General features: G+C 71.5%; 23 protein-coding genes and 1 pseudogene. 13 read left to right on the top strand and 11 right to left on the bottom strand.

The features are described from left to right. The first annotated feature begins 4 nt into the window (after nt 1-4). The 9 genes from D7W82_RS08360 (at nt 5) to D7W82_RS08320 (ending at nt 10,065) form a co-directional block, all read left to right on the top strand. Nucleotides 5-1,447, top strand: a complete 1,443-nt coding sequence (locus D7W82_RS08360; protein WP_120617822.1) for an MATE family efflux transporter — start codon at nt 5-7, stop codon at nt 1,445-1,447. A gap of 199 nt (nt 1,448-1,646) precedes the next feature. Beyond that, nucleotides 1,647-2,873 (top strand): inositol-3-phosphate synthase, encoded by a 1,227-nt coding sequence (locus tag D7W82_RS08355; protein ID WP_120617821.1) that lies wholly within the window; start codon nt 1,647-1,649, stop codon nt 2,871-2,873. A gap of 4 nt (nt 2,874-2,877) precedes the next feature. After that, nucleotides 2,878-3,810: a hypothetical protein gene (locus D7W82_RS08350; protein ID WP_120617820.1), complete on the top strand. Its 933-nt coding sequence runs from the start codon at nt 2,878-2,880 to the stop codon at nt 3,808-3,810. 22 nt (nt 3,811-3,832) lie between these two features. After that, complete coding sequence (locus D7W82_RS08345; RefSeq protein WP_120617819.1) at nt 3,833-4,867, top strand: Gfo/Idh/MocA family protein; 1,035 nt, start codon at nt 3,833-3,835, stop codon at nt 4,865-4,867. Beyond that, complete coding sequence (locus D7W82_RS08340; protein ID WP_120617818.1) at nt 4,858-5,691, top strand: hypothetical protein; 834 nt, start codon at nt 4,858-4,860, stop codon at nt 5,689-5,691. Before D7W82_RS08345 ends, D7W82_RS08340 begins: the two co-directional genes overlap by 10 nt. Next, nucleotides 5,688-7,163, top strand: a complete 1,476-nt coding sequence (locus D7W82_RS08335; RefSeq protein ID WP_120617817.1) for a YcaO-like family protein — start codon at nt 5,688-5,690, stop codon at nt 7,161-7,163. The genes D7W82_RS08340 and D7W82_RS08335 overlap by 4 nt, the downstream gene beginning before the upstream one ends. Nucleotides 7,164-7,166: 3 nt before the next feature. Beyond that, nucleotides 7,167-8,018: a sugar phosphate isomerase/epimerase gene (locus D7W82_RS08330; RefSeq protein ID WP_120617816.1), complete on the top strand. Its 852-nt coding sequence runs from the start codon at nt 7,167-7,169 to the stop codon at nt 8,016-8,018. Continuing rightward, on the top strand, nt 8,015-9,301 hold the full coding sequence (locus D7W82_RS08325; RefSeq protein WP_233587383.1) for a glycosyltransferase family 4 protein: 1,287 nt from the start codon (nt 8,015-8,017) through the stop codon (nt 9,299-9,301). The genes D7W82_RS08330 and D7W82_RS08325 overlap by 4 nt, the downstream gene beginning before the upstream one ends. After that, nucleotides 9,298-10,065 (top strand): PIG-L deacetylase family protein, encoded by a 768-nt coding sequence (locus D7W82_RS08320; protein WP_120617814.1) that lies wholly within the window; start codon nt 9,298-9,300, stop codon nt 10,063-10,065. Before D7W82_RS08325 ends, D7W82_RS08320 begins: the two co-directional genes overlap by 4 nt. On the opposite strand, the gene D7W82_RS42535 is transcribed toward D7W82_RS08320, so the two are convergent. The 4 genes and pseudogenes from D7W82_RS42535 to D7W82_RS41415 form a co-directional block, all read right to left on the bottom strand. Further along, the gene (locus D7W82_RS42535; protein ID WP_370450955.1) at nt 10,048-10,128 is read right to left on the bottom strand and encodes an Imm52 family immunity protein; all 81 of its coding nucleotides are present in this window, start codon (nt 10,126-10,128) and stop codon (nt 10,048-10,050) included. The genes D7W82_RS08320 and D7W82_RS42535 overlap by 18 nt on opposite strands. Nucleotides 10,129-10,191: 63 nt before the next feature. Beyond that, nucleotides 10,192-10,297: pseudogene (locus tag D7W82_RS42530) on the bottom strand (Imm52 family immunity protein); the annotation flags it as partial. A 19-nt stretch (nt 10,298-10,316) separates the two neighbouring features. Further along, nucleotides 10,317-10,766 (bottom strand): hypothetical protein, encoded by a 450-nt coding sequence (locus D7W82_RS41420; protein ID WP_233587382.1) that lies wholly within the window; start codon nt 10,764-10,766, stop codon nt 10,317-10,319. A gap of 33 nt (nt 10,767-10,799) precedes the next feature. Beyond that, nucleotides 10,800-11,246 (bottom strand): hypothetical protein, encoded by a 447-nt coding sequence (locus D7W82_RS41415; protein WP_233587381.1) that lies wholly within the window; start codon nt 11,244-11,246, stop codon nt 10,800-10,802. Between the two features lie 62 nt (nt 11,247-11,308). Between D7W82_RS41415 and D7W82_RS08310 the strand changes: the two genes are divergently transcribed. Together D7W82_RS08310 and D7W82_RS08305 are read left to right on the top strand one after the other, a co-directional pair. Further along, the gene (locus D7W82_RS08310) at nt 11,309-11,746 is read left to right on the top strand and encodes a M48 family metallopeptidase (protein WP_120617813.1); all 438 of its coding nucleotides are present in this window, start codon (nt 11,309-11,311) and stop codon (nt 11,744-11,746) included. A gap of 105 nt (nt 11,747-11,851) precedes the next feature. Further along, on the top strand, nt 11,852-12,727 hold the full coding sequence (locus D7W82_RS08305) for an alpha/beta fold hydrolase (RefSeq protein WP_120617812.1): 876 nt from the start codon (nt 11,852-11,854) through the stop codon (nt 12,725-12,727). An 11-nt stretch (nt 12,728-12,738) separates the two neighbouring features. Here D7W82_RS08305 and D7W82_RS08300 read toward each other — a convergent pair whose 3' ends face one another. The 5 genes from D7W82_RS08300 to D7W82_RS08280 form a co-directional block, all read right to left on the bottom strand. Continuing rightward, nucleotides 12,739-13,533: a hypothetical protein gene (locus D7W82_RS08300; protein ID WP_120617811.1), complete on the bottom strand. Its 795-nt coding sequence runs from the start codon at nt 13,531-13,533 to the stop codon at nt 12,739-12,741. A gap of 38 nt (nt 13,534-13,571) precedes the next feature. Continuing rightward, nucleotides 13,572-14,639 (bottom strand): nicotinamidase, encoded by a 1,068-nt coding sequence (locus tag D7W82_RS08295; RefSeq protein WP_120617832.1) that lies wholly within the window; start codon nt 14,637-14,639, stop codon nt 13,572-13,574. A 21-nt stretch (nt 14,640-14,660) separates the two neighbouring features. Then, nucleotides 14,661-16,529 carry a hypothetical protein gene (locus D7W82_RS08290; RefSeq protein ID WP_120617810.1) on the bottom strand — a complete coding sequence of 623 codons (1,869 nt, stop codon included), beginning with the start codon at nt 16,527-16,529 and terminating at the stop codon, nt 14,661-14,663. A gap of 4 nt (nt 16,530-16,533) precedes the next feature. Then, nucleotides 16,534-17,337, bottom strand: coding sequence for a protein phosphatase 2C domain-containing protein (locus D7W82_RS08285; protein WP_120617809.1), 804 nt, complete (start codon nt 17,335-17,337; stop codon nt 16,534-16,536). Between the two features lie 182 nt (nt 17,338-17,519). Beyond that, nucleotides 17,520-18,209, bottom strand: a complete 690-nt coding sequence (locus D7W82_RS08280) for an NUDIX domain-containing protein (protein WP_120617808.1) — start codon at nt 18,207-18,209, stop codon at nt 17,520-17,522. 380 nt (nt 18,210-18,589) lie between these two features. Here D7W82_RS08280 and D7W82_RS08275 point away from each other — a divergent pair, with 380 nt between their 5' ends. After that, nucleotides 18,590-19,759 (top strand): FadR/GntR family transcriptional regulator, encoded by a 1,170-nt coding sequence (locus D7W82_RS08275; protein ID WP_120617807.1) that lies wholly within the window; start codon nt 18,590-18,592, stop codon nt 19,757-19,759. Here D7W82_RS08275 and D7W82_RS08270 read toward each other — a convergent pair. Together D7W82_RS08270 and D7W82_RS08265 are read right to left on the bottom strand one after the other, a co-directional pair. Then, nucleotides 19,756-20,757: a diacylglycerol kinase family protein gene (locus tag D7W82_RS08270; protein WP_120617806.1), complete on the bottom strand. Its 1,002-nt coding sequence runs from the start codon at nt 20,755-20,757 to the stop codon at nt 19,756-19,758. The two genes, D7W82_RS08275 and D7W82_RS08270, sit on opposite strands and share 4 nt — an antisense overlap. A gap of 84 nt (nt 20,758-20,841) precedes the next feature. Beyond that, complete coding sequence (locus tag D7W82_RS08265) at nt 20,842-21,846, bottom strand: SDR family oxidoreductase (protein WP_120617805.1); 1,005 nt, start codon at nt 21,844-21,846, stop codon at nt 20,842-20,844. Between the two features lie 286 nt (nt 21,847-22,132). On the opposite strand from D7W82_RS08265, the gene D7W82_RS08260 reads away from it, so the two are divergent. Beyond that, nucleotides 22,133-23,671, top strand: coding sequence for a PEGA domain-containing protein (locus D7W82_RS08260; RefSeq protein ID WP_120617831.1), 1,539 nt, complete (start codon nt 22,133-22,135; stop codon nt 23,669-23,671). The last annotated feature ends 61 nt before the right edge of the window (nt 23,672-23,732 follow it).

Below are 23,732 nucleotides of genomic sequence, written 5' to 3'. Positions count from 1 at the left end.
ATCCATGACGCAACCCCCGCCTGAAACCCTCGCCCCGGACGCCGCCCCCTCCACCACTGGAGCCAGGGGCCTCCTTGCCTCCCTGTGGCTGGCGTTGAAGGGCTCCACCGAGGACCTGGCCACCGGGCCCGTGGATCGCGCCTTCCTGCTGTTGTCCGTGCCCATGGTGCTGGAGATGGTGATGGAGTCCGTCTTCGCCCTGGTGGACGTGCTCTTCGTGTCGCACCTGGGCGCGGACGCCATCGCCACCGTGGGCCTCACCGAGTCCATGCTCACGCTCCTCCAGACCCTGCCGCTGGGGCTGTCCATCGGCGCCACCGCGCTCATCGCGCGCCGCATCGGGCAGAAGGACCCGGAGCGCGCCGCGAGCACCGCGGTGCAGGCCCTGGGCCTGGGGCTCGCGCTGGCCGTGCCGCTGGCGTTCGCGGGCAGCTACTTCGCGCGTCCGCTGCTCCTGGCCCTGGGCGCCGCGCCCGGCGTGGTGGAGCACGGCGCGGGCTACACGCGGCTGATGCTGGCCAGCTTCCCCATCATCATGCTGCTGTTCCTCATCAGCGCCATCCTGCGCGGCGCGGGGGACGCGGCCACGTCCATGCGCGCGCTGTGGCTGGCCAACTCCGTGAACATCGTGCTCGCGCCGTTGTTCATCTTCGGCCTGGGCCCCGTGCCCGCCATGGGCGTCACCGGCGCCGCGCTGGCCACCACCGTGGGCCGCTCCACGGGCGTGCTGTATCAGGTGTACCGCCTGCTCAAGGGCAGCGGACGTCTGGAGTTGCGCCGCCGCCACCTGCGCGTGGAGGCCTCCACGCTGCGCTCGCTGCTGAAGCTGTCGGGAGGCGCCACGCTCCAGTCGCTGCTGGGCATGTCCAGCTGGCTGGTGCTGATGCGCATCGTGGCCACCTTCGGCAGCACCGCGCTCGCGGGCTACACGCTGGCCATGCGCGTCCTGCTCTTCGCGCAGCAGCCGTCGTGGGGCCTGTCCCACGCGGCGGGCACGCTGGTGGGCCAGAGCCTGGGCGCGGGCGACACCGACCGCGCGGAGCGGGCCGCGTGGCGCGCCAGCTTCTACACGCTCGCGTTCCTGGGCGTGGTGGCGGTGGGCTTCCTCCTCTTCGCGGAGCCCCTCATCCACCGCTTCACCACCGAGCCGGAGGTGGGCCTGCACGCCGTGCGCTGCCTGCGCATCGTCAGCTGCAGCCTGGCCCTCTACGCCTTCGTCACCGTGCTGCCCCACGCCTTCAACGGCGCGGGCGACACCACCACCCCCACCGTGGTGAACGCCCTCTTCTCCTGGGGCCTCCAGCTGCCGCTCGCGTGGGTCCTCTCCCATCCGCTGGGCCTGGGCCCCTCGGGCGCGTTCATCGCCATCGCCGTCACGTATGGAGCGCTCGGCCTGGCGAGCGCCGCCCTCTTCCGGCGCGGCGGCTGGAAGCTGCGACACGTCTGAGACCGTCCTCCACCAGCCGACAGTTCGCACCGTCCGGGGGCTGAGTTGAAAGCCCCCAGGGAGTGCGGACTTTCCCGAAACTCTCGCAGCGGGTGGGCGCAGGAAGCGCTTCCAGCCACGGGGCTCCCGTCACCCCGGGGCGCCGCCAAGGTGTCGCCGCGAGAGCACGGGGCACAACGGTGGGGGAGGGGCTTCACACATGGCGGGCAACGAGCGGTTGGGCGTGGCGGTGGTGGGACTGGGCGGCGCGGTGGCGACCACGGCGGTGGCGGGCATGGAGCTCCTGCGCCGGGGACGGGTGGACACGCGGGGCCTGCCCCTGGCGGATGCGAAGGGCCTGGGGCTGGTGGAGTACGGCGAGCTGACCTTTGGCGGCTGGGACCTGTTCGAGGACGACCTGGCGCACGCGGCGCGCAACCACGCCGTGCTGACGGAGGCGCAGCTGGAGGCGGTGGCGCCCACGCTGGGCCGCATGCGGCCGTGGCCCGCGGCCTCCAACGCGAAGTTCTGCAAGAACGTCGTGGGCACCGCGGACAAGAAGGCGCGCACCCTGCGCGAACAGGCGCGGGCCCTCCGCGACGACCTGGCCCGCTTCAAGCAGGACCAGAAGCTGGACCGCGTGGTGGTGGTGAACCTGGCCTCCACGGAGAAGGCCGTGGACCTCACCCGCCCGGAGTTCGCCACGCCGGAGGCCTTCGAGAAGGCCCTGGACGCGAACGACCCGGACATCGGCCCCGCGATGCTCTACGCGTACGCGGCCATCGTGGACGGCATCCCGTTCGCCAACTTCACGCCCAGCGTCGCCGCGGACGTGCCCGCGCTGCTGCTGCTGGCGAAGCGCACCGGCGCGCCCATCGCCGGCAAGGACGGCAAGACGGGGCAGACGCTGCTCAAGACGGTGCTCGCGCCCGCGCTGCGCGACCGCGCGCTGCACGTGGACGGCTGGTACTCCACCAACATCCTGGGCAACCGCGACGGAGAGGCCCTCAACGACCCGGCGTCGAAGCAGAACAAGCTCGACACCAAGGGCGCCGCGCTGGACAGCATCCTCGGCTACAAGGTCCAGGACCACGTCGTTCAAATCCAGTACTACCGCCCGCGAGGGGACAACAAGGAGGCTTGGGACAACATCGACGTGACGGGCTTCCTCGGGCAGCCCATGCAGCTGAAGCTCAACTTCCTCTGCAAGGACTCCATCCTCGCCGCGCCGCTCGTCGTGGAGCTGGCGCGCACGCTGGACCTGGCGAAGCGCCGGGGTGAGTGCGGCGTCATCGACGCGCTGGGCTGCTTCTTCAAGGCCCCCATGTCCCAAGACGGCGAACCCGTGGAGCACGCCATGGCGGAGCAGCAGCGCCGGCTGATGACGTGGCTTTCCAAGGGCCGCGGGCAGCAGGCGGAGCGCCGCCCGGAACGCATCAGGGGCTGAAGCCATGAACGCACCCGCGCGTGACACGGCGTCCCCCGGCCGTCTGGCGGAGCTCCGCCCGCTCCTGTCGGAGCTGATGGACCTCAAGCGCATCCGCACCCCGGACCACCCGGACGGTCTGGCGGCGCATGGCTTCCGCCGGGCCTGGGCCGCGCTGGCCTCCGGCATGGAGCCGCGCATCGTCGCGCTGCGGGAGACGGCGCGCGCGTTGGCGGCGGTGCGGCTGGGCGGCCTGGACCTGGACGTCCTCCAGCGGGCGGGGCTGTCCCCGCTGGACGCGACGCGGGTGCTGCACCGGGGCCTGGAGGCGGTGGCCGCGCCGCTGGAGCCCGGCCTGAGGGAGCGGCTGTCCGTGGCGCTCTCCCAGACGCCGGAGGAGGCGTGTCACGTGCCGCCGCCCCTGTTCGTGGAGCGGCTGGTGCATCAACCCCGCGCCGGGGCCACGTTCCCCGGGCGGGCGCGGATCATCGTCTCGCCGCAGGAGGGCCACGCGGACCACTGCTACGCGGTGGCGGTGGGCGCGGTGCTCGTCGCGCCCTGCTTCGGCGCGTCCCCCGCCCTGCCCTTCGTGGCGGGGCTCTCGCACCACCTCTTCAACGCGGCGCTGCCGGACGCGGGCTACGGCGGGGAGGCGCTGCTGGGGGACCTGCTGGAGCCCGTCATGAAGCGCCTCACGGAGAGGGCCCTGTCCTCGCTGCCGGAGCGGCTGGCGGGTGTCGTGCGGCAGGCGCTGGCGCTCACCGGCAACGTGGACTCGGCGGAGGCGCGCGCCTTCAACGCCGCGGACGCGCTGGACAGGGTGCTGGAGCTGGAGGCCCACGCCCGCGCGGCGGGCTTCACCCTGCGCCAGGCGATGGAGGACCTGGAGCTGATCCACCCCGGCCCGCTCCAGACGTTCGGCAACGGCGTCCTGCGCGACGCGGCGGTGTGGCCATGAACCTTCCCAACAGGCGGTGACCATGTTCGAGGCGAAGCCGAAGGCCCGGAGGCTGGGCTGGGCGGTGGTGGGCTGTGGCTGGGTGGCGAGGGACTACGTCATCCCTGCGCTCCAGGGCGCGAGCAACGCGCGGCTGGTGGCCCTGTGCGACGCGAACGCGGAGGCGCTGATGCGCATCCCGGCGGACGACGTGCAGCGCTACACCGCGCTGGGGTCGGTGCTGGCGGACAAGGACGTGCAGGCCGTCTACATCGCCACGCCCAACCACCTGCACGCGGCGATGACGGAGGCGTGCGCCGCCGCGGGCAAGCACGTGCTGTGCGAGAAGCCCATGGCCGTCACGCCGCGAGACGGCCTGCGCATGGTGTCCGCGTGCCAGCGCGCGGGCGTGCACTACGCCACCGCGTTCGACCAGCGCCACCACGCGGCGCACCGCAAGCTGCGCACGCTGGTGAAGGAGGGCGTGCTGGGCACCGTCACCCAGGCGCGCATCCACTACGCCTGCTGGCTGCCCGCGGACTGGGCGCCGGACAACTGGCGCATCGACCCGGAGCAGGCCGGCGGCGGCGCGATGATCGACCTGGCGCCGCACGGCCTGGACCTGCTGGAGGTGGTGCTGGGCGACGAGTGGGCGTCGCTCACCGCCATGACGCAGCGGCGCGTGCACCGCTACGCCGTGGACGACGGCGCGGTGCTGATGGGCCAGTTCAAGAGCGGCGCGCTGGGCCTGTTGCAGGTGGCCTACAACTGCCCGGACGCGTACCCCCGGCGCACGCTGGAGCTCATCGGCACCCGGGCGCGAGCGCTCGCCTCCAAGACGATGGGCCAGACGCCCGGCGGCTCCCTGTCGCTCACCGACGCGAAGACGGGAGAGGAGACGTGGGTCCCCCTCTCGCCGGAAGAGGACCGGAGCCCCTTCCTCCACCAGGTGGAGGTCTTCTCCGCGTGCGTGCTGGAGGGCCGCCCGCAGCCGTTCGCGCCGGAGCGCGACGTGCGGCTGGTGGGGCTGCTGACGCAGGCGACGCAGACGGGAAAGGCGTTTCCGCCATGCCACTGACCCGCTACGCCTGCACCCACTGCGGCACGTGGCAGCCGGGCTTCCCTCGCGAGCGGCCCACGGGCTGTCCCACCTGCCTGGACGTGCGCAACGCGCTGCCGCGCGACGGCTGGGACTTCCAGACGGCGGGCCAGGTGTCGGAGCGGCTCACCACGCGCTGGGAGGAGACGCTGCCCGGCATCTGGGGCTTCACCTGCACGCCGACCTTCGGCCTGGGCTCCACGGGGTGGCTGCTGCGCAGGCCGGACGGCAACGTCTGCTTCGAGGGCGCGCCCTGGTACTCGCGGCCCGCGCTGGAGTTCATCGACGTGATGGGCGGCATCCACATGCTGTCCGCGTCACACCCGCACGGCTTCGGAGCGCTGTGGCAGCTGCAGGAGCACTTCGACCCGCTGCTCGTGCTGCACCGGGACGCGGTGCCCTACAGCAAGGCCTTCCAGGTGCGCTGGCCGGTGGATGACGAGCACGCGCTGGCGACGGACCTGACGCTGCACTGCGTGGGGGGCCACTACGAGGGCCAGATGGTGCTGTACGACGCGCGCACCCGTTCGCTGTTCTGCGGCGACGCGCTGAAGGTGGACCTGGACGCGCAAGGCAGGCCCAAGGGCCTGTCCTGCCACAAGGGCTTCCACTCCGCGATTCCGCTGAGCCACGGCGAGCTGCGCCGCTACCGCGCCGTGCTCAAGCAGCTCCCGTTCGAGAATGTCTTCACCTCGTTCGAGTTCGCGCGCGGCGTCACCCGCCGGCACGCGCTGGCGCTGTTCGACCGGCTGCTCTCGGGCATGCCGCACACCCGTCCCCTGCCCTTGGAGGAACTGTCATGAGCATTGCCCGAGCCATCGACGCGTATCACCACGCCATGTCCACCGGCGCCCTGCAGCTGTTCCGCATCGACCCCATCGACCGGCTGGGGATTCCGGTGGCCTCCGCCAGCCTGGCGCTGGGGGGCGGGACGGGCGCGGTGCTGCACGGCAACGGCTACGGCCGCACGGACGAAGAGGCGCGGGTGGGCGCGCTGGGCGAGCTGGTGGAGGAGACCTTCTGCGAGCTCGCGATGCACCGCATGCCGCGCGTGCACGGCAGCTACGCGGCGCTGGTGCGCGCGCGAGGCCCCACCGCGGTGGCGGATCCGCTCACGCTGGGGCTGCCCGCGGGCAGTCCGTATCAACCGGACCTGCCGCTCGTCTGGGTGGAGCTGCAGCGGCTGGCCACCGGGGAGCGGGTGCTGGTCCCGGAGGAGTACGTCGCCATCCACCCCGGGCAGTTGCAGGGGCGGACCCCGCTCATCACGCCCATCACCAACGGCCAGGGCGCGGGGCTGACGCGGCCCCAGGCGCTGGCGCACGGCCTGCTGGAGCTCATCCAGCGCGACGGCAACGGGCTGATGTACCGCGCCATGGACCAGGGCGTGGTGCTGGACCTGGAGGGCGCGGACCTGGCGCCGGACGTGCGCGAGCTGTTGGAGCGCTATCGCCGCGCGGGCGTGGAGGTGATGGCGAAGCTGGCCAGCACGGACTTCGGCCTGGTGAACCTGTACGTGGTGGGCCGCGACCCGTCCGTGGGGGACCAGCCGCTGATGGTGACGGCGTGCGGAGAGGCGGCCGACCCGGACCGCGACCGGGCGCTGCGCAAGGCGCTGCTGGAGTACGCCTGTTCGCGCGCGCGCAAGGCGTTCATGCACGGGCCGCTGAGCCACGTGGCCCGGGTGGCGCCGCCGGAATACATGGACCGCTTCGTGCCCCAGGTGGACCTGGACGCGGAGGAGCCACGCGCGCTGAACGCGATGGTGGAGTGGGCGCGGCTGCCGGCCCAGGCGCTGCGCGAGCTGACGGCGTGCACGCTGATGGTCCGCCAGACGGTGCGCTTCGAGGACCTGCCCAGCTCGCCCACCGTGGAGGAGCCCTCGCTCCGGTGCGACCACGTGGTGAGGCAGCTGCACGCGGCGGGCTTGGACATCCTGGTCGCGGACCTGTCGCCGCCGGGCCGCCAGGTGCACGTGGTGAAGGCGCTGGTGCCGGGCCTGGAGGTGGAGACGATGACGTACAACCGCGTGGGCGAGCGCAACGCGGCGCGGCTCCTGGAGCGCAGGGACCCGCTGGTGGGCCTGGGAGCGCCGCCGCCGGGCGCGCAGCCGGTGCGGCTGACGCCCGAGGCCGAGGAGCGGCTGGGCGGCCCCGTCTGGTTCAACGCGCGGCTGGCGGAGGCGCGCGTGGGGAGGCTGTACGCGCTCTACCGGGAGCCGGACCGCCACGCGGTGCCGGCGGTGCTCGCGAGCCGCCGCTTCGGAGGGCAGTGAGCCATGGCCCTGCGCTTCGCGTACAACACCAACGGCGTCTCGAACCACCGCTTCGAGGACGCGCTGGGCCTCATCGCGGACAGTGGCTACGACGGCGTGGCGCTGACGCTGGACCACCACCACTTCGACCCGTTCGCGCCGGACTTCGAGCGGCGCACGGAGCAGCTCGCCGCGAGGCTGGAGCGGCTGGGCCTGGGGCTGGTGGTGGAGACGGGGGCGCGCTTCCTGCTGGACCCCCGGAGGAAGCACGAGCCCACGCTCATCACCCCGGAGGCGGAGGGCCGTGCACGGCGGCGGGAGTTCCTCAAGCGCGCGGTGGACATCTGCGCGACGTGCCGGGGGGAGGCGGTGTCCTTCTGGGCGGGAGTGCCCCGCCCGGGAGTGACGGAGAAGGCCGCGTGGCCGTGGCTGGTGGACGGCGTGGCGCGGCTGGCGGAGTACGCGGCGGCGCGCGGCGTGGTGCTGGCGATGGAGCCGGAGCCGGGGATGCTGGTGGAGACGGTGGACGGCTGGCGCCAGTTGCAGGCGTGCGTGCCCGGCGTGCGTCTGGCATTGGACGTGGGGCACCTGCTGGTGACGCAGGAGCGCACGCCCGCGGAGGCCGTGCGCGAGTTCGCGCAGGTGCTGGGCACGGTGGCGCTGGAGGACATGAAGCGCGGCGTGCATGAGCACCTGCCGTTTGGCGAAGGGGACGTGGACGTGCCGTCGGTCCTGCGCGAGCTGACGCGCGCGGGCTACGACCGGCTGGTCTGCGTGGAGCTGTCGCGGGACGCGCACCGGGCGCACGAGCTGGTGCCCCGGGCGCTGGAATGGTTGAGGAAGCGCCTGCCGACGGGCGCGGAGGTGGCGGCGTGAACAGCGTGAACGGGCTGCGGATCTGCTTCATCTCCCGGCGCTTCTTCCCGGCCATCTCGGGGATGAGCGTCTATGCGCTGAACCTGGTCCGGGAGCTGGTGGCGTGCGGGCACGACGTGACCATGGTGAGCCAGTACCGCAGCGACCCCGCGGGCATGGCGGTGTACGGGGGCGGGCCGCCGCCGGGCATCCCGGGCGCGCACGTACTGGGCTGCGAGTCGGTGGGTGAGCAGCGCATCAACCAGGGCCAGCCCGCGAGCTTCGAGCACGACCTGGAGGTGATGGTGGACACGGTGGTGCGCGAGCACCGGCGCCGCCCGTTCGACCTCATCCATGCGCAGTACGGCTACCCCTGCGGCCTGGCGGCGCTGCAGGCCGCGAGGCTCCTGGGCTTGCCCAACGTCGTCTCCATCCAGGGCGGGGATGGGCACTGGGTGGGCACCTGCTGCGGGACGCACAAGCAGGCGATGCTCGCGGTGCTGGGGCACGCGGGGGCGCTGCTGATTGGGAGCCTGTCCTTCGCGCAAGAGGTGAGCGAGCACCACGGGACCCCGCTGGAGCGGTTCACCCTCGTCCCCGGCGCCACGGACACGCAGCGCTTCCACCCGAGGAGTGAGTCGGCGCTGGGAGAAACGCGGGACGTGCCGGTGTGGCTGTACCACGGCCGGGTAGACGCCCGGAAAGGGGTGATGGAGCTGCTGGATGCCGTGCAGCGGCTGATGGCGGACGGGCGGACGTTCAAGCTGCGGGTGTCTGGGATTGGGCCGGACGTGGAGGCGGTGCGCTCGAGGGTGGCGACGGAGGGACTCCAGGGCGTGGTGGAGCTGACGGGGGCGTCCACCTACGCGGAGGCGCCGGACCTGTACCGGAGCGGGGACCTGTTCGTATCGCCCACGTATTCAGAGGGGTTCTCCAACACGCTGCTGGAGGCGATGGCCTCCGGACTGCCCATCGTGTCGACGCGAGCGGTGGGGGTGGTGGACTGCCTGGAGGACGGCAGGGATGCGCTGCTGGTGCCGCCCAAGAACAGCGCCGCGCTGGCGGAGGCGATGGGCCGGCTGATGGACGACGCGCCGCTGCGCGAGCGGTTGGCGGCCACGGCGCTGCGCGAGGTGCGGGAGCTGTACTCCTGGAGGGCGGTGGGGCGGAGGATTCAAGGCGTCTACAGGAACCTGACGGGCACGCGGCCGGACACGCGGTGGACGCGCCTCTACGACCCCTCGATGACGGAGGAGCGCGCGGACCACACCTGCCGGTTCCGGGCCGAGCCGCACCTGCTATGAGCACGGCCCTGTTCGTGTCGCCGCACCTGGACGACGTGGCCTTCTCCTGTGGAGGCACGTTGGCGGCGTTGAAGGCGAAGGGCTGGACGGTGGTGCTCGTCACCGTCTTCACGCGGTCGGTGCCGAAGCCGGAGGGCTTCGCGCTGCAATGCCAGACATCGAAGGGGCTGGGGCCGGAGGTGGACTACATGGCCCTGCGGAGGAAAGAGGACCGCGCCTTCGCGGCCTGCATGGGCGTGGACCAGGTGCGGTGGGGAGACCTGGAGGAAGCGCCGCACCGGGGCTATGAGAGCCCGGAAGCGCTGTTCCAGCCACCGCGAGCGGACGACGTCATCGAAGCAAGGGTGGCGAAGTGTCTGAAGCCGGTGTTGTGGGACCTGAAGCCGGACCGGGTCTTCGTGCCCCAGGCCTTGGGGAGCCACGTGGACCACGTGCAGGTGGTGCGGGCCGTGAAGGGGCTGGGCATCCCGGCGAACCGGGTCCTCTACTACCGGGACACGCCGTACGCCGTGCGCCAGCCCAAGGCCCACCCCGACGCCGCCGTGCCGCAGGGCCTGCGCCCGCTGGCGGTGGACATCACGGAGCACCTGCCGAAGAAGGTGGAGGGCTGCGTCCGCTACGGCACGCAGCTGGGCTTCCAGTTCGGCGGAGTGGACGGCCTGGCGCGGACGCTCACGGCGTTTCACCGGATGGAAGCGCAGGCCCGGGGTCAGTCCGGGGCTGCGGAGGTGTTCCTGACGGAGTCATCACAAGGCGCGCAGTAGACCGGCTGCATCGAGAACCCGGTGCACCTCCGTGGCCAGCCGGACGTGTTCCGGGTTCGTCACCGTACTGCTCGGATGCAACGACGCCCCACACCGGCTCCCAACAGTGCACCACGGCACGGAGCACCTCGCGCAGGAGAGGTCCTGTCAGGACGCGTCTACCCACTTCCCCCTTCTCCGGAAGACTCAGTACACAGTGGGCCGTTGGCTCAGCATCCGCAGAGCCACAGTAACCACCGACGCCGGTTGTTTCATCTGGGTTGGGGCCTGCCCAGAGCCAATAGCGAAAGCACGCCGGCCACCACCGCCACGGCGCTCACGTCCAGCACACGTGCCGGGTTGAAGCCCGCCTGTGCCGAGCCCAGCCGCACCGCGTCCGGGAAACGCGGCATCAACGAGAGCGCGGATGACAGCCCCACCGTCACGCCGTGACTCACCAGCACCGTCACCGCGAGCACGAACACGCGCGCCACCTCTGGCCCCAGTGCCTGCGCGAAGACCTCCGCCGCCTCCTCCAGCTCCTGGAACGTCTGAGCCCTATCCGTCGCCGCCTTCAGCGCACCGCACGCGCGCACCACCGCGAGGAACGACTGCACGCCCACGTACGCCAGGAACACGGCGGCAATCACCGCAGCGGCCTTGGTGAACAGGGGCTCCGGTGCCGCGGCCAACACCACCCACGAAGTGATGGCCCCCGCCACCACTGAGACAAAGAACTCCGGATTCAGCGTGTCCTACAGCGCGGCTCCAATGCTCGCGCGCAACGGTTCCAGCGACATGCCCACCGCGAGCGTCAGCCGGTCCAGCTCACCGAAGCCCGCTCCATCCTCCAGCAAGGACAGACAGTCTCCCGGAGCCTCATGCGCCCGGCACCAACGTCCATATCCGTCCCAAAACATGAACCCGAGCCCCAGGTCCAGCTGCGCCCCCTTCTTCGCGACCGCGCGCACCACCTTCGGCGCCCGCACCGTCAGTGGCACCTCCAGCACCAGCCGCGTCAGCGCGTCCTCGAACTCCCGCGCACTGACCGGCACACGGCGGTCCCACGTGGCCGGCGCATACGTCCGGGTCCCCTGCTCCGTGCGCAGCCGCACCGTGGGTCCGCTGGCGCAGCCCACCCAGAACACCAGCAGCAGCAGCCAGCCCGGCCCCACGGTTTCGTGCCCACGCGGCGTCTCCAACTCACGACAGGTCATCTACACTGTGCCGCGGACCGCGATCCTCCCCCGGTCCCGGAGCACGGATGACGTCGATATCGGATGAGACCCACCAGCGCATCACCGACCTCTGCGCCCAGGGAGACACCGCGGCGGGTGATGGCGACTTCGATCAGGCCCTGAAACACTTCAAGGCCGCCCTCGCCCTGATTCCCGAGCCCACCCGCGACCATCAGCAGAACACCTGGGTGCGCGCCGCCATCGGCGACATGTACTTCCAGCTCGAGCGCTTCGAGGACTGCCGCGAACACTTCCGCGAAGCCGTCCACTCGCCGGGAGGGCTCGGCAATCCCTTCATCCACCTGCGGCTCGGCCAGAGCGCCCTGGAGCTGGGAGACGAAGCCCGCGCGGCCGACGAGCTCGCCCGCGCCTTCATGGGCGGAGGCGAGGAGCTCTTCGAAGGCGACGACGCGAAGTACCTGGAGTTCATCCAGTCCCGCCTGCTGCCGCCCCAGGACGCCTGAGGGTTCCGGGGACCCGAGCGCCGGACTCCCCGCTCGACCTGGCGCCTCACGCACGCGGGGCATGCACACCCTGAGGCGTGAACCCGCTCCCGCGAGGAGGCGCCCATGACACGCCAGCAGCCGAGCACCGTCCGTCCCTTCTTCCCGGAGGGCTTCCGCGAAGGCGACGAGGACGTCAACGGCACGCGCATCCACTTCGTCATCGGCGGGAGGGGCAGCCCCGTCCTGCTGCTGCACGGCTACACGCAGACGCACCTCATGTGGTGGCGCCTGGCGCCGGAGCTCGCGAAGCAGCACACCGTGCTCATCCCGGACCTGCGAGGCGCGGGTGCGTCCGCCGCTCCCGCGCAGGGCTATGACAAGGAGACGATGGCCCGCGACATGCGCGCGCTGGTGAAGAAGCTCGGCTTCGACAAGGTCTCCGTCGTGGGCCACGACATTGGCCTGATGGTCGCCTACGCCTACGCAGCCCTGTTCCCCAGCGACGTCGAACGCCTGGCCCTCCTGGACGCGTTCCTGCCGGGCATCGAGCCCTGGTCCGACCAGGTCATGCGCAGCCTGGAGGTCTGGCACTTCACCTTCAACGGACCCACCGCGGAGAAGCTGGTGCAGGGGCGCGAGCGCATCTACTTCGACCATTTCTGGAGCGACTTCGCCGCCAATCCCCAAGCTGTCGGCGAAGCAGAACGGCAGGCGTACACGGAGGCCTACGCGGCCCCGGGCCGGCTCCACTCGACGTGGGGCTACTTCCAGGCGTTGGACCAGGACAAGAAGGCCTTCCGGGAGCTGGCCCGCAACAAACTCCCCATGCCCGTGATGGTCATTGGCGGTGACAAGTCCATGGGCGAACCGCTCGTCGCGCAGGCGCGTGCGGTGGCCACCCAGGTCGAGCCCCACATCCTCCGGGACACCGGCCACTGGGTGACCGAGGAGCGCCCCGAGGAGGTCCGCGAGCTGCTCGGCGGCTTCCTCCGGGCGTGACGCCGGGCCCGCTAGGCTCCGAACCCACCCAGCGCCGTGCGGCTGAAGCTGGCCGCGCCCTGGCTGACGCGCACGGCGGACTGGCTGAACACCTGGAACGCGGCGCGGATCTCCTGGGCGCTCTGCCCCGGCGTCAGAATCCACCGGTCCGAGATGCCCATCTCCTGGAACACGCGCCGGAAGTCCGTCACCCCATCGTCGATGCCCATCGCCGCGACGATGTGGTTCTCCACCCGCTGCAGGTCCTTCACCAGCGCCGCCACATCCTTCGCCCGCGCCTTCTGCGAGCCCGCGTCCGCGCCGTCCGTGATCAGCAGCGTCACCGTGCGCACCGGCACCCCGTTGCCGCTGAACTCCTGCGCCTTCGCCAGCACCGTGCCCAGCAGCACCACCGCCTGGTCGTACAGCGGCGTCCCCATGTCCGCCGAGTAGTTCTTGGAGTGCATCCGCACCACGTCCTCCAGCGGCCGGAACGGATTGAGCACGTGTCCGTTCAGGTAGCGCGTGTGGAACAGCACGCCGTCCTTCTGCTGGCTCGCCAGCAGCGCGTCCAGCACCAGGTTGTGCCCGTCACACACCGTCTTCGTGTGCCCCGCGTGCGAGATGCTCCCGGAGTCATCCGGCATCACCGTCACCAGCACCACCTCGCTCGCCTGCACGTCATCCACGTGGATGCCCAGGCCCGCCTGGATCTGCGCCCCCAGGTCCACCACCGTGAGCGTCTGCAGCCCCGCGGGGCTGAGGATGCCCTCCGCGTGCGCGTCCTCGAAGAGCTTCGTGACACCCGTCCCGTTCGCCTTGCTCATGTCCGTGTCTCCCTTCGTGTGAGTGTCAATGCCAGACGTCACGGCAGGTGCAGGTCGGGCCAGCTCGCCAGCGGGTCCGTGGACTTCACCAGGTGCATGCCCGCGTCCGCGAAGCGCTTGAGCGCCGCGTCCGCCTGCGGCGTGAAGTCCGCCGCGAAGCCGCCCTTGCCGTCCGGCACCGTCACCGACGACATGCAGTCCGTCAGCAGGTACACCTTGCGAGCCAGCGCCGCGTCCTGCGCGACGATCTCTCCCAGCAGGTCGTCGATGCTGCTCTTCACGCAGTGGCTGGCCGCCTGTCCGCCAATCACCACCGCGTCCGACGTGAGCAGCGTCTTCAGGAACTGCGTGTTGCGCTGCGCGAGCGGCTGGCCGTCATGCCGCATCAGCACCTCCGGCCGCAGCACCGAGTAGTTCTCCGTCAGCGGGTTGCCGCCCTTCACCTCCGCCCACGACTGCACGCCGCGCGCGTACGAGTGGAACAGCCGCGCCTCCTGCACCACGCCCGACAGCGCATGCCCGTCGCTGCCCAGCAGGCAGTGCGGCGGCCACAGGTAGAGCGTGTACTTCCCCGCGCGCTCCAACTCCTCGCAGTAGAACTTCACCTGCTTGAGCAGCCACGGGTAGTTGCCGCCGCACAGCCACTTCGCCACCGCGGGGTTCGGCTTCGCCTGGCCGCGCTCAATCTGCTCGCGAGTCACCTCGCGGTACGCCTGGAGCGGCTGGTCGTCCTGGTCCACCCAGAAGGACGGGAAGAAGATCTGGAAGGCGAAGTGCGTATCCAGCGTCGCGGTGACGTTCGTCAGCGACCCCAGGTTCCGGTAGATGAACTCCGCGATGCGGCGGTTGTCGTCGATGGCGCCCCGCCCGCTGCGCCCCGCCACGTACAGCGAGCCATCCGGGAAGCAGAAGTCCTTCTGCACGTCGATGAGCAGCAGGTGCAGGTTGAAGCGGTCCGTGGCCGCCGCCGTCACGCCCTGCGCCGCCTTCCACGCTCCGGCGTCACGCTGGAGCTTCCCGGCGTTCGCGCCGTAGCCGTACTCCGCCGCGTGGTTCGAATTGTAGAACCCGGGCAGCGGCAGTTCCTTCACGGTCGTCTTCTTCATGTCCATCCCCCTGTGTGTGTTTCACGTCATCCGCAGCACGGTGAGGTCCTGGGCCCCCACCACCGTCAATCCCTCACGCGACAGCAAGAGCCCCCGGCCCGCGTCCACGAACGGCTCCGCGTCCGGGAACTCGCGCACCGCCACCAACTGGCCCTGCTGGAGCTCCACGCGCGTCAGCCCCGCGTCCGTGGCGCAGAAGAGCGCGCCCCCCACGGCGCACTTTCCGCCCAGCGTCCCCAGCCACGAGCCGTCCCCCGCGTCGGCCCGGGCGCTCGCGCGCACCGCTCCGTCCAAGCCCAGCAGCACCGCGTGGTGCACCGTGCGGCCGTTGGCCTCCTCCGCGAGCAGCAGCCACACCGAGTCCGTGTCGAACACGGCCTCCGCGTCCAGCAGCTGCCCTGACGGCCACGGCAGCGCGAGCCCGTCCCGCAGGCCCTTGCGCTCCACGTTGAACAGGAAGGCCCCCCGGAGCCCCGCCGCGCGGTGGAACCCCAGACCGAACCGGGGCCCCACGAACAGCCGCGTCTGCCCCTGCAAGACGTCCCCCCACCGCTCGGCCCCGTACACACCGTCCCGCCACAGCCCGCCATCCGACGCCCAGAACCGGTGTCTGGCGTTGGCCGCGAACACCGGCCGGTGGTCGCAGACATCCACGCCCAGGAACTCCTGCTCCCGGCCCGGCGTGAACACCGCCACGCGCCCCCTCTGTCCCAGCAGCGTCACGTCCCCCTGCACCGCCCAGCGCAGCGTCGGGTCCAGCGCGCCGCGCATCACCGTGCGCCCGTCCTCGCGCCGGTACGCGCCGTCCGCGTGGTAGACGAAGCGCACCGACCCGTCCTCCGCGCTCGCGTGCACCAGCACGCCTCGGGTCGTGAACGTCCGCTTCGCCGTCACCTGTCCGCGCACCGCCGACACCGGCGTGGCCGCCACCATCGCGTGCGGCTGACACGTGGGACACGCGGCCCGCGCGTGCTCCAGGCCACACGACGCGCACACCGTGAAGCGAAGCCCCTCCAGCACCGGTAGAGGGAACGCGCCGCGCCGGTCCTCCACGAACACCTGGTGGAACAGGTGCAGCAAGTCATCCGGCAGCGAGGCCCGGGGCAGCGCGGGCTTGGGGTACTGCACGTCTGGATGGAACACCGTGACGCGCTGGAGCATCCGTCCCACCGCGTTCAGCCGGGCCGCCTGCGCCTTCGGCTTGTGGATGCCCCCCTGCGGCCCCACGCACAGCAGCGACTGCATCACGGTGACGGCGAAGGCATACCAATCGCTCTCCACCGTCGCCGGCCGCGAGGGCGTCAGCGTCCGCGCGCCAGGGTCCAGCCGCAGCGGGTCCAGGAACTTCTCCGTGAACACCGGGCACAGGAAGGGACCGAACTGGAAGCTGTCCGCGTCGATGAAGTACGCGTCCGTGCCCACCGTCAGCACGTTCAGGTCGTTGAAGTCCCCCACCACCACCCCGGCCGAGTGCACCGCCGCCAGCCCCCGGTGCAGCCCCGCCAGCACCGTCAGCGCGTCCGCGGCCTTGCCTCCCGCGCGCCGGAACGCGGGCTCGCTCCACCGGCGCAGCGGCTCCACGCCGTCCAGCTTGCGCATCGCATAGCCCAGCACCTCCGCGCCCTTCTTGTCCGTGGCCAGGGCCTGCGGCGTCACCACTCGCGCCGGAAGGCCCGAGGGAAACGCGCGCAGCTTGCGCTGGTGCTCCACCAGCCGGGCCTTCGCCGCGGCCTGCTCGGGCAACAGGCCCAGGTAGTCCGGGTGCTCGGGCTGCTTGAAGACCTTGAGCGCGCGGCCATCGCCCAGGTCATACACATCCGCCTCACCGCCCTTGCCCAGCGCGTGCTGCGGATCCAACCGGACCTTCCTTCCCTCCAGCCAGACGTCCATGGCCTCACGCCCTCCCCACCCGGCGGCGCAGCACCACCAGCGTGGTGTCGTCCGTCAGGAGGCCCGGCGTGCGCAGCAGCCGCCGCTCCGCGAAGTCCGCGCGAACCGACTCGCGGTTGAGCTGCGCGAGCCGCCGTCGCACCGCGTCCGGGTTCGTGAAGTACCGGTCCTCCGTCCAGAAGCGCGACAGCGGGCCCACCGCTTCATCGCGCTCCGGCAGCCGAGCCTGCGAAAGGCCCAGCAGGTCCCCCACCCCGTCCGTGCCCACCAGCAGCGCGTGCACGTCCTCCGTGGGCACCAGCGCCCGGGGCTCCAGCCGCACGTCCTCTCCGCGCAGCAGCGCGTGCGCGAGATACGGCGGCGCGTTGCCCGGGAACGGCCCCAGCGAGTGCACCTCGCCGTTGAGCATCCACACCCCGTCCCCCGACGAGAAGACGAGCGTGTGAGCCGGCGTCATCACCGCCCCCACCAGCGTGAAGAGCAGGTCCCCCAGCACGTCCCGACCCAGCGTGGACGCCAGGCCCTCCATCAGCTCCAACAGGTCCGAGCGCAGCCCGGGCAGGAAGTCCGCGCCGTCCACCGTCTCGCCGCGCGCCAGCCTCGCCTGCGCCGCCTGCGCCAGCCGCCGCACGCCCAGCTGCGCCCCCAGCTCACTGCACGGCTGGCTGCCACACCCGTCCGCCACCACCACCACCAGCCCGTGCTCGCTCTCCCGGACGCAGGCGGCGTCCTGGTTGTTGCGTCCCGAGCGCGCGTGCTCCCGCCCCTGCACCGAACCCACCGCGACATCGAAGGGCAGCGTGGACATGGCTCTCCCGTGGCCCTCGAAGGGCACGCACGACACAGGAACCTGCTGGCGAGTGGACGGCCCCAAGCCGACCAGCTTCGTGTATCTACGACACCAACATAGTGTCAATACAACACGAAGTCAAGGCAACGTGGGACAACCTGTCAGCGGGCGCCGATGGGCGTGACGGGAGGTGGGGGTGTTCAGAGCTCGAAGTTGAAGCCGGCCTTCTCGAGCTGTTTGTACTTCTTGTGGTCGAACCGGTAGAGGCGCGCGGCGCGGTGGGAGACGTCCTGCTCCACCTCGTCCAGCTCCTCCAAGAGGTCCATGGCGAGGATCTTCTTGCGGAAGTTGCGCTTGTCGAGCTCGCGCTCCAGCACCGTCTCGTACAGCCGCTGGAGCTGCGACAGCGTGAACTTGGGCGGCAGCAGCTCGAACCCGATGGGCTGGTAGCGCACCTTGCCCTTGAGCCGTTGCAGCGCGGTGGCCAGCACGTCCGCGTGGTCGAACGCGAGCTTCGGCGTGTCCCAGACGGAGAACCACGCCGCCTCACGCGCGTCGGTGGACGCCTGGAGGCGGTGCTGGGACAGCTTCACCAGCGCGAAGTACGCCACGGTGATGACGCGGCCCCGGGGGTCGCGGTCCGGAGCACCGAACGTGTAGAGCTGCTCCAGGTGGCTGGTGCGCAGGCCCGCTTCTTCCTCCAGCTCACGGCGCGCGGCGTCCTCCAGGGACTCGTCCATGCGCACGAAGCCGCCGGGCAGCGCCCACCGGCCCTGGTACGGCTCCACGCCGCGTTGGATGAGCAGCACCTTGAGGTCCTCTTCATCCAACCCGAAGACGACGCAGTCCACCGTCACCGCCGGGCGCGGGTACTCATAGGTGTGGCTCACGGGGAAACCCTCCGGCCAGCATCGTGTCCAGAGGACACGGTGCCGGCAAGCGCCTTCACACGTGGGAGGCGCACGGCGGCTGGACAGGTCTCCCGCGGTTCTTGAGCCCCCGGCGGCCGAAGCTCCCACGAGAACACGCGACGCACGGAGCGCAGCGGTAGGCCGTGACGGAGTGCTGGAACGGACACCAGGGCAGGCCACGGGCAGAAGCCGCCTGCCGGGGGCGATGTCCGCGAACTGGTCCGACAGTCGGACCAGTTCGCACCGCCTGCCACCCAAGGCCGTGCTGTCCCGGCGGGCGCCAGGGAGGGCCTGCCCTCGCGTCCATGTCAGACCCGTCTGGTTGGATGGGCGAAGCATGGACGAGGAGGGGGACGGTGATGGTGCGGGTGGGGCTCGTGGCGTACGTGGAGGAGCAGCTCGAGCGGGAGATCGCGCTGGGACGGCTGCCGAGGAACGGGCGGTTGGCCTCGGAGCGGATGATGGCTCGTCGCTATGGGGTGAGCCGGGGCACCGTGCGCGAGGCACTGCGGCGGCTGTCGGCGCGGGGGCTGGTGGTGCTGCATCCCGGCCGCCAGGCACGAGTGGTGGCACTGGATGAGTCGCTGACGCTGGAGAACCTGGGCCTGGCACTCCATGGCGAGCGCCCCGAGGAGTGCCGGCGCCTCTTGGAAGGCTTCTTCCACCTCAAGCGGCAGGTATTGGTGGAGCTGCTGGCCGACTGCTGCGCGAATGCCTCCGTCATGGACCTGCAGCTGCTGGGGGGCATCTGCTTCCAGCTTTGGGACGCGGCGCGCTGGCACCCCGCGGAGCGGTGCGTGCAGCTGGAGTTCGAGTTGCTGCGACTGGCGGCCCAGGCGGCGGCACATCCCGGGTACCAGCTCCTCATCCAGTCGCTACAGCGGGCCTTCAGAGGCACTGCGGCCCGGCTGCTGCCCTTCATGGGCGGCGAGTCGCTGCGCGAATGGGCCGTGTGCGCGATGCATGCCCTGAACGAGCGCGACACCCAGGCACTCCTGCACCAGCTGCCGGCACTCCTGAAGGCGTGCGATGAGCGTGTGCTGGACGCCTTCGCCTCCACTTCACGGAAGCATGCGTCCCCCGAGGACAACCGCCCCCAGGAGTGCAGCCCCAGCGCCCCAGCGTCAGCCACCGCGCAGGATGATGCGGGCCACCTCGCGCCAGCCGACGAGGCGCTCGAGGTTGCACCTCATGCCTCGCGGCAGGACTGTCCCGAGGAGGCGGACCGCGCGGCGCCGTTGTTCGCAGCGGCCCCGGCGCTCGCTCCCTGTGAGGGTGATGGGGAGTGTGCCGGAGGAGACGAGACGAACGCGCCCTCGGGGAGCCTGTCCGACGGTCGGACAGGTTGTGACGCTTCGCCTCCCCAGGCGGGACTCCAGCCCAGGTCTCCATCCACCGGCGCTCTTGGAGAGAATCGCGTAACGGAGGACGAGGCGGGTGGATTGCTCCGCGTCGACTGCTCCGGACGCCTCCGCACGAATCGTGCTTCCGCGCCGGATGCGTCAACGGACCGCGAACCGCCTTCCTAGACGGCGACGAGCCGGCCCAGGCGCCGCCAGTCGACCAGGTTGACGTTCTCCTCCGCCAGGTCGAACTCCAGCGAGCGGCGCATGCCCAGCACGTCGCCGCCCATCTGGAAGGGCACCTCGCGGTCGAAGTCCATCCGCAGGCGCTCCACGAAGAAGTCGTGCATGCGCGGCATGGGGTGCTCGCCGCGCCACAGGCGGAACATGTTGCGCGTGGCCTCCATCACGCCCGCGCCGTACACGCGCACGGACAGCCGGTGCGGCACCGCCTGCGCGAACGGGAACGCCTTGAAGCCGAAGCCCCACTCCGGCGTCGTCGCCGCGCCCGCCACGCCCGCGGGGCCCTGGTACAAGAGCTGCCCCTCGCCTGCGTTGGGCAACGGCCGCACCGCGCCCGTCGGGTCGATGGTCAGCGCGGGCGCGCCCAGGTTGTAGACGGAGACGTTCGGGTTGCCCTCGCCGAACAGGTGGCGCGGCACCGTGCGCGTGAACATGGCGCCCAGGTAGCCGCGCAGGCCGGACTGCGCCTTCTTCAGCGGACCCGCGGCGGCCAGCTGGTTCTTGAAGTCCTGAATCATCTCCGCGTCCCAGCCCGTGCCCGCGAAGGGCGCCACCCTGCCCTCCACCCGCACCAGGGAGAAGGGACGCAGGGGCGGCAGGCGCTCGCCGTACGCGGCGATCTGCTTCAGGGCCACCTGGGGACGCGGCGCCCCGGTGACGCGGGCCCAGGCGTTGCCCGTGCCCAGCGGCAGCACGCCAATGGCCGGCAGGGCCACGCCCTGGGAGCGCAGCTCGTTGAGCAGGCCCGTGATGGTGCCGTCACCTCCGCCCGCGAGCAGCAGGCTGGGCGGGTCGTGCCTCAGCTGATCCACCCACTCCTGGGCTTCCTCCAGGGAACGGGTCAGGGCCACCCGGGCCCGGGGGAGCAGGTCTCTGACGAGCCCGCCCATCCCCTCGGACCCTTTACGCGCACGCAGATTGACGAGGACGGCGATGTTCATGGCGGGCGCGACTCTTCCCCAGTTCATGTCATGGCCCCGTCACGAAAAGAGCCCCGGCATGGGACTCTCTCCGAAACATGGGCATCACACCCCCAGGGCGTGCATGAGCCGCGCGTCCAGGCGCCGCTCGGCCGCACGCCGGCGCAGCGTCACCGCCGCGGCGGCCAGCCCTCCGGCCACCAACAGACGACGTAGCCATTGTTTTCCGGTGCCGTGGTAACCGCCCGAGGCCGTATCCCCCTCCTCCATGGGCTGGAAGACGTTGCCGGAGGTGGGGCCCTGCCGCTCGCCCTGGAAGTGCAGCACCTCCGTGCCCACCCGCATGGTGCGCTCGTACGTGCGGGGGAACAGGCCGTGCATCGCCGCGAAGCTCTTCCCCGCGGGGCCGACAATCACCTCGTCCTGGGGGTGGCGCAGCACGCGGAGGATGGTGCGGGCCACGCGCTCCGGCGTGTAGACGGGCTCCACCGGGCGGACGCGCCAGCCGGTGTAGTTGGCGGTGTGGCGCCACAGGGGCGTGTCGATGGCGGCGGGCATCACCGTGCACACGTCGATGCCCGTGCCCAGCAGCTCCTGTCGCAGCGACGCGGAGAAGCCGCGCACCGCGAACTTGGAGGCCACATAGGCGCTCAGGTACGGCGCGGGCACGGTGCCAAAGGTGGAGGACACGTTGACGAGCGTCCCGTAGCCCTGGCGGCGGAACTGGGAGAGCGCCACGCGCGCCCCGCTCACCGTGCCGAAGAAGTTGGTCTCCATGAGCTGGCGGAACGCCTCGTCCGGCGTCTCCTCCAGGCTGCCCAGCATGTAGACGCCCGCGTTGTTCACCCAGCCGTCGAAGTGGCCGAAGGCCTCCACCGCGGCCTCCGCCAGGCGCTTCACGGCCGCCGCGTCCGACACGTCCGTGGGCACCATCAGGGCCTGGACGCCGTGGGACTCGCACTCGGCCGCCAGCTCCTCCAGGGGCTCCTCCCGCCGCGCGGCGAGCACCACGTGGGCGCCCTTCTTCGCCAGCAGCAGCGCCGTGGCCCGGCCAATGCCGCTGGAGGCGCCCGTGATGACGATGACCTTCTTCTTCCAGATGCGATCCATGGAGTGGGTCCTTGTTGGCGGGCCCGCCGGCTCTGGACGGCCCGAGCGTTCAAAATGGGTTCGTGGACGGAAAGGTGGGGATGACGCCCGGCGTCGCACCCGGGACGCCGGTGACTCACCCGAGGGGCAGGCAGCGAGGCAGGGGGCCTGGAATCCGGACGGGGGTCCACATGCGGGACCGGAGGCAGGCGCCGGGGGTCGCTGGCCTGGAGGGTGGACAGTCCGGTAGAGGACGGAACGCGGCCTGCATCGCCGGTCCGGCCATCCCTTCCACACCCACGTGACCATGCCCTTCCGTCCGAAGCCGTCCGCGTCCGCGCTGCTGTTGTGCCTGTTGTGCGCCACCGCCTCGGGGGCCGCGCCCCACCGGCTGGTGGTCTCCAGCGGCGATTGCCGGGACGCGGAGCTGAGCGGCCAGTCCAAGGCGTTCTACGACGCCCTCCGAGCCCGCCCCGAACAGCACCTGCTGAGCGCGCCCGAGTTCGCCGAGCGCCTCTTCCCAGACTCCTCGCGCTCCTTCGAGGACCTCCAGCGCCAGCTGGACGCCGCGCAGGACCAGTTCTACGAGGGCCGCAACGCCCGCGCGACCCAGCTCCTGGACGACGCCCTGCGCGACATCCGCCGCCTGCCGCCGGGCGAGCCGCGCTGGAAGCTCTTCGCCCATGCGCAGCTGTTGCACGGCCTCAACCACCGGGCGCAGGGGAAGACGAAGGACAGCGACGCGGCCTTCCTCCAGGTGCTGCGCCTCCAGCCGAAGTACCAGCTGGACCCGGACCAGTACGCCCCCTCCATCCGGCAGGCCTTCGAGAAGCTGCGCCGCGACCTGGCCCGGACGCCCAAGGTGAAGCTGTCCCTGAAGTCCACGCTGCCCGCGGCGGACGTGTACCTGGAGGGCCTGAGTGTGGGGCAGACGCCGCTCACGCTGGAGCTGCCCGCGGGCGCGTACGAGCTGACGATGGTGAAGGGGGACGCGGTGAGCTTCCCCCGGCAGGTGCAGGCGCAGGGGGCGGACACGCCGCTGCTGGTGGACCTGGCCTATGAGGGGTCCGTGACGGCCGCGCCCTTCCCGTGCCTCGCCGCCGCGGACGGCAACGAGGAGCGCACCTGGAGCCACGCGGTGCGCCTGGGCGGCACGCTGGGCGTGGAGGAGGTCATCGTCGTGCGGCTGGAGCGCCCGAGCAGCGGGCCCAAGTGGTTCGCCGCCACGGTGCTCAACGTCGACGGCGGGCAGAAGCTGCGCGAGGGCGGCTTCAAGACGCAGGGCCTGGACGCGCCCGGTGAGGCGCTCTCCGCGCTGGTGGACTTCGTCACCACCGGGCGCTCGCCCTCCAACCTCGTGGTGATGAACAACGCCAACGGCAAGGCGCCCTGGGACGCGGGCAGCGCGCGGGGCACGGCCGGCGCCTCCGGCACGGGCGCGGAACTCACCGCGCCCCACCTGCTGTCGGAGGACGTCTCCGGCGGTGCCGCCCCCGGCGCGGGCCTGCGCACGGCGTCGTACGTGACGCTGGGCGTGGGCGTGGCGGCCCTGGGCGGCGCGGGCGTGGTGCGGCTCTTGGCCCAGAAGGACCTGAACGGACTGGAGGACCGCCGCGCTGCCAACGGCGGGCAGCTGGTGAGCACGGATGCGCGGGCCGTCGCGCTGCGCGACTCGCTGGTGGGCAAGAGCAACGTCATGACGGGGCTGCTCGTGGGCGGGGGCGCGGCGGTCGTCACCGGGGCGGTGCTCTTCCTCGTGTCCTCCCCCGCGAAGCCCGCGCCCGTGACGCTGGGCGTGACGGCGGACGAGACGGGCGCGGCGGCGAGCGTGTCCGGAGCGTTCTGAGCGGACGGTCCCGGCCAGAGGTTCCTGGCCGGGAAACGCCGGGCGCGTAGAGTCGCGCCCC

The sequence above is a fragment of the Corallococcus sp. CA049B genome, from assembly GCF_003611685.1.
Classification (GTDB): Bacteria; Myxococcota; Myxococcia; order Myxococcales; family Myxococcaceae; genus Corallococcus; species Corallococcus coralloides.
Note: the sequence above shows the minus strand (reverse complement) of the source record. Positions and strands in the feature narration are given on the sequence as shown.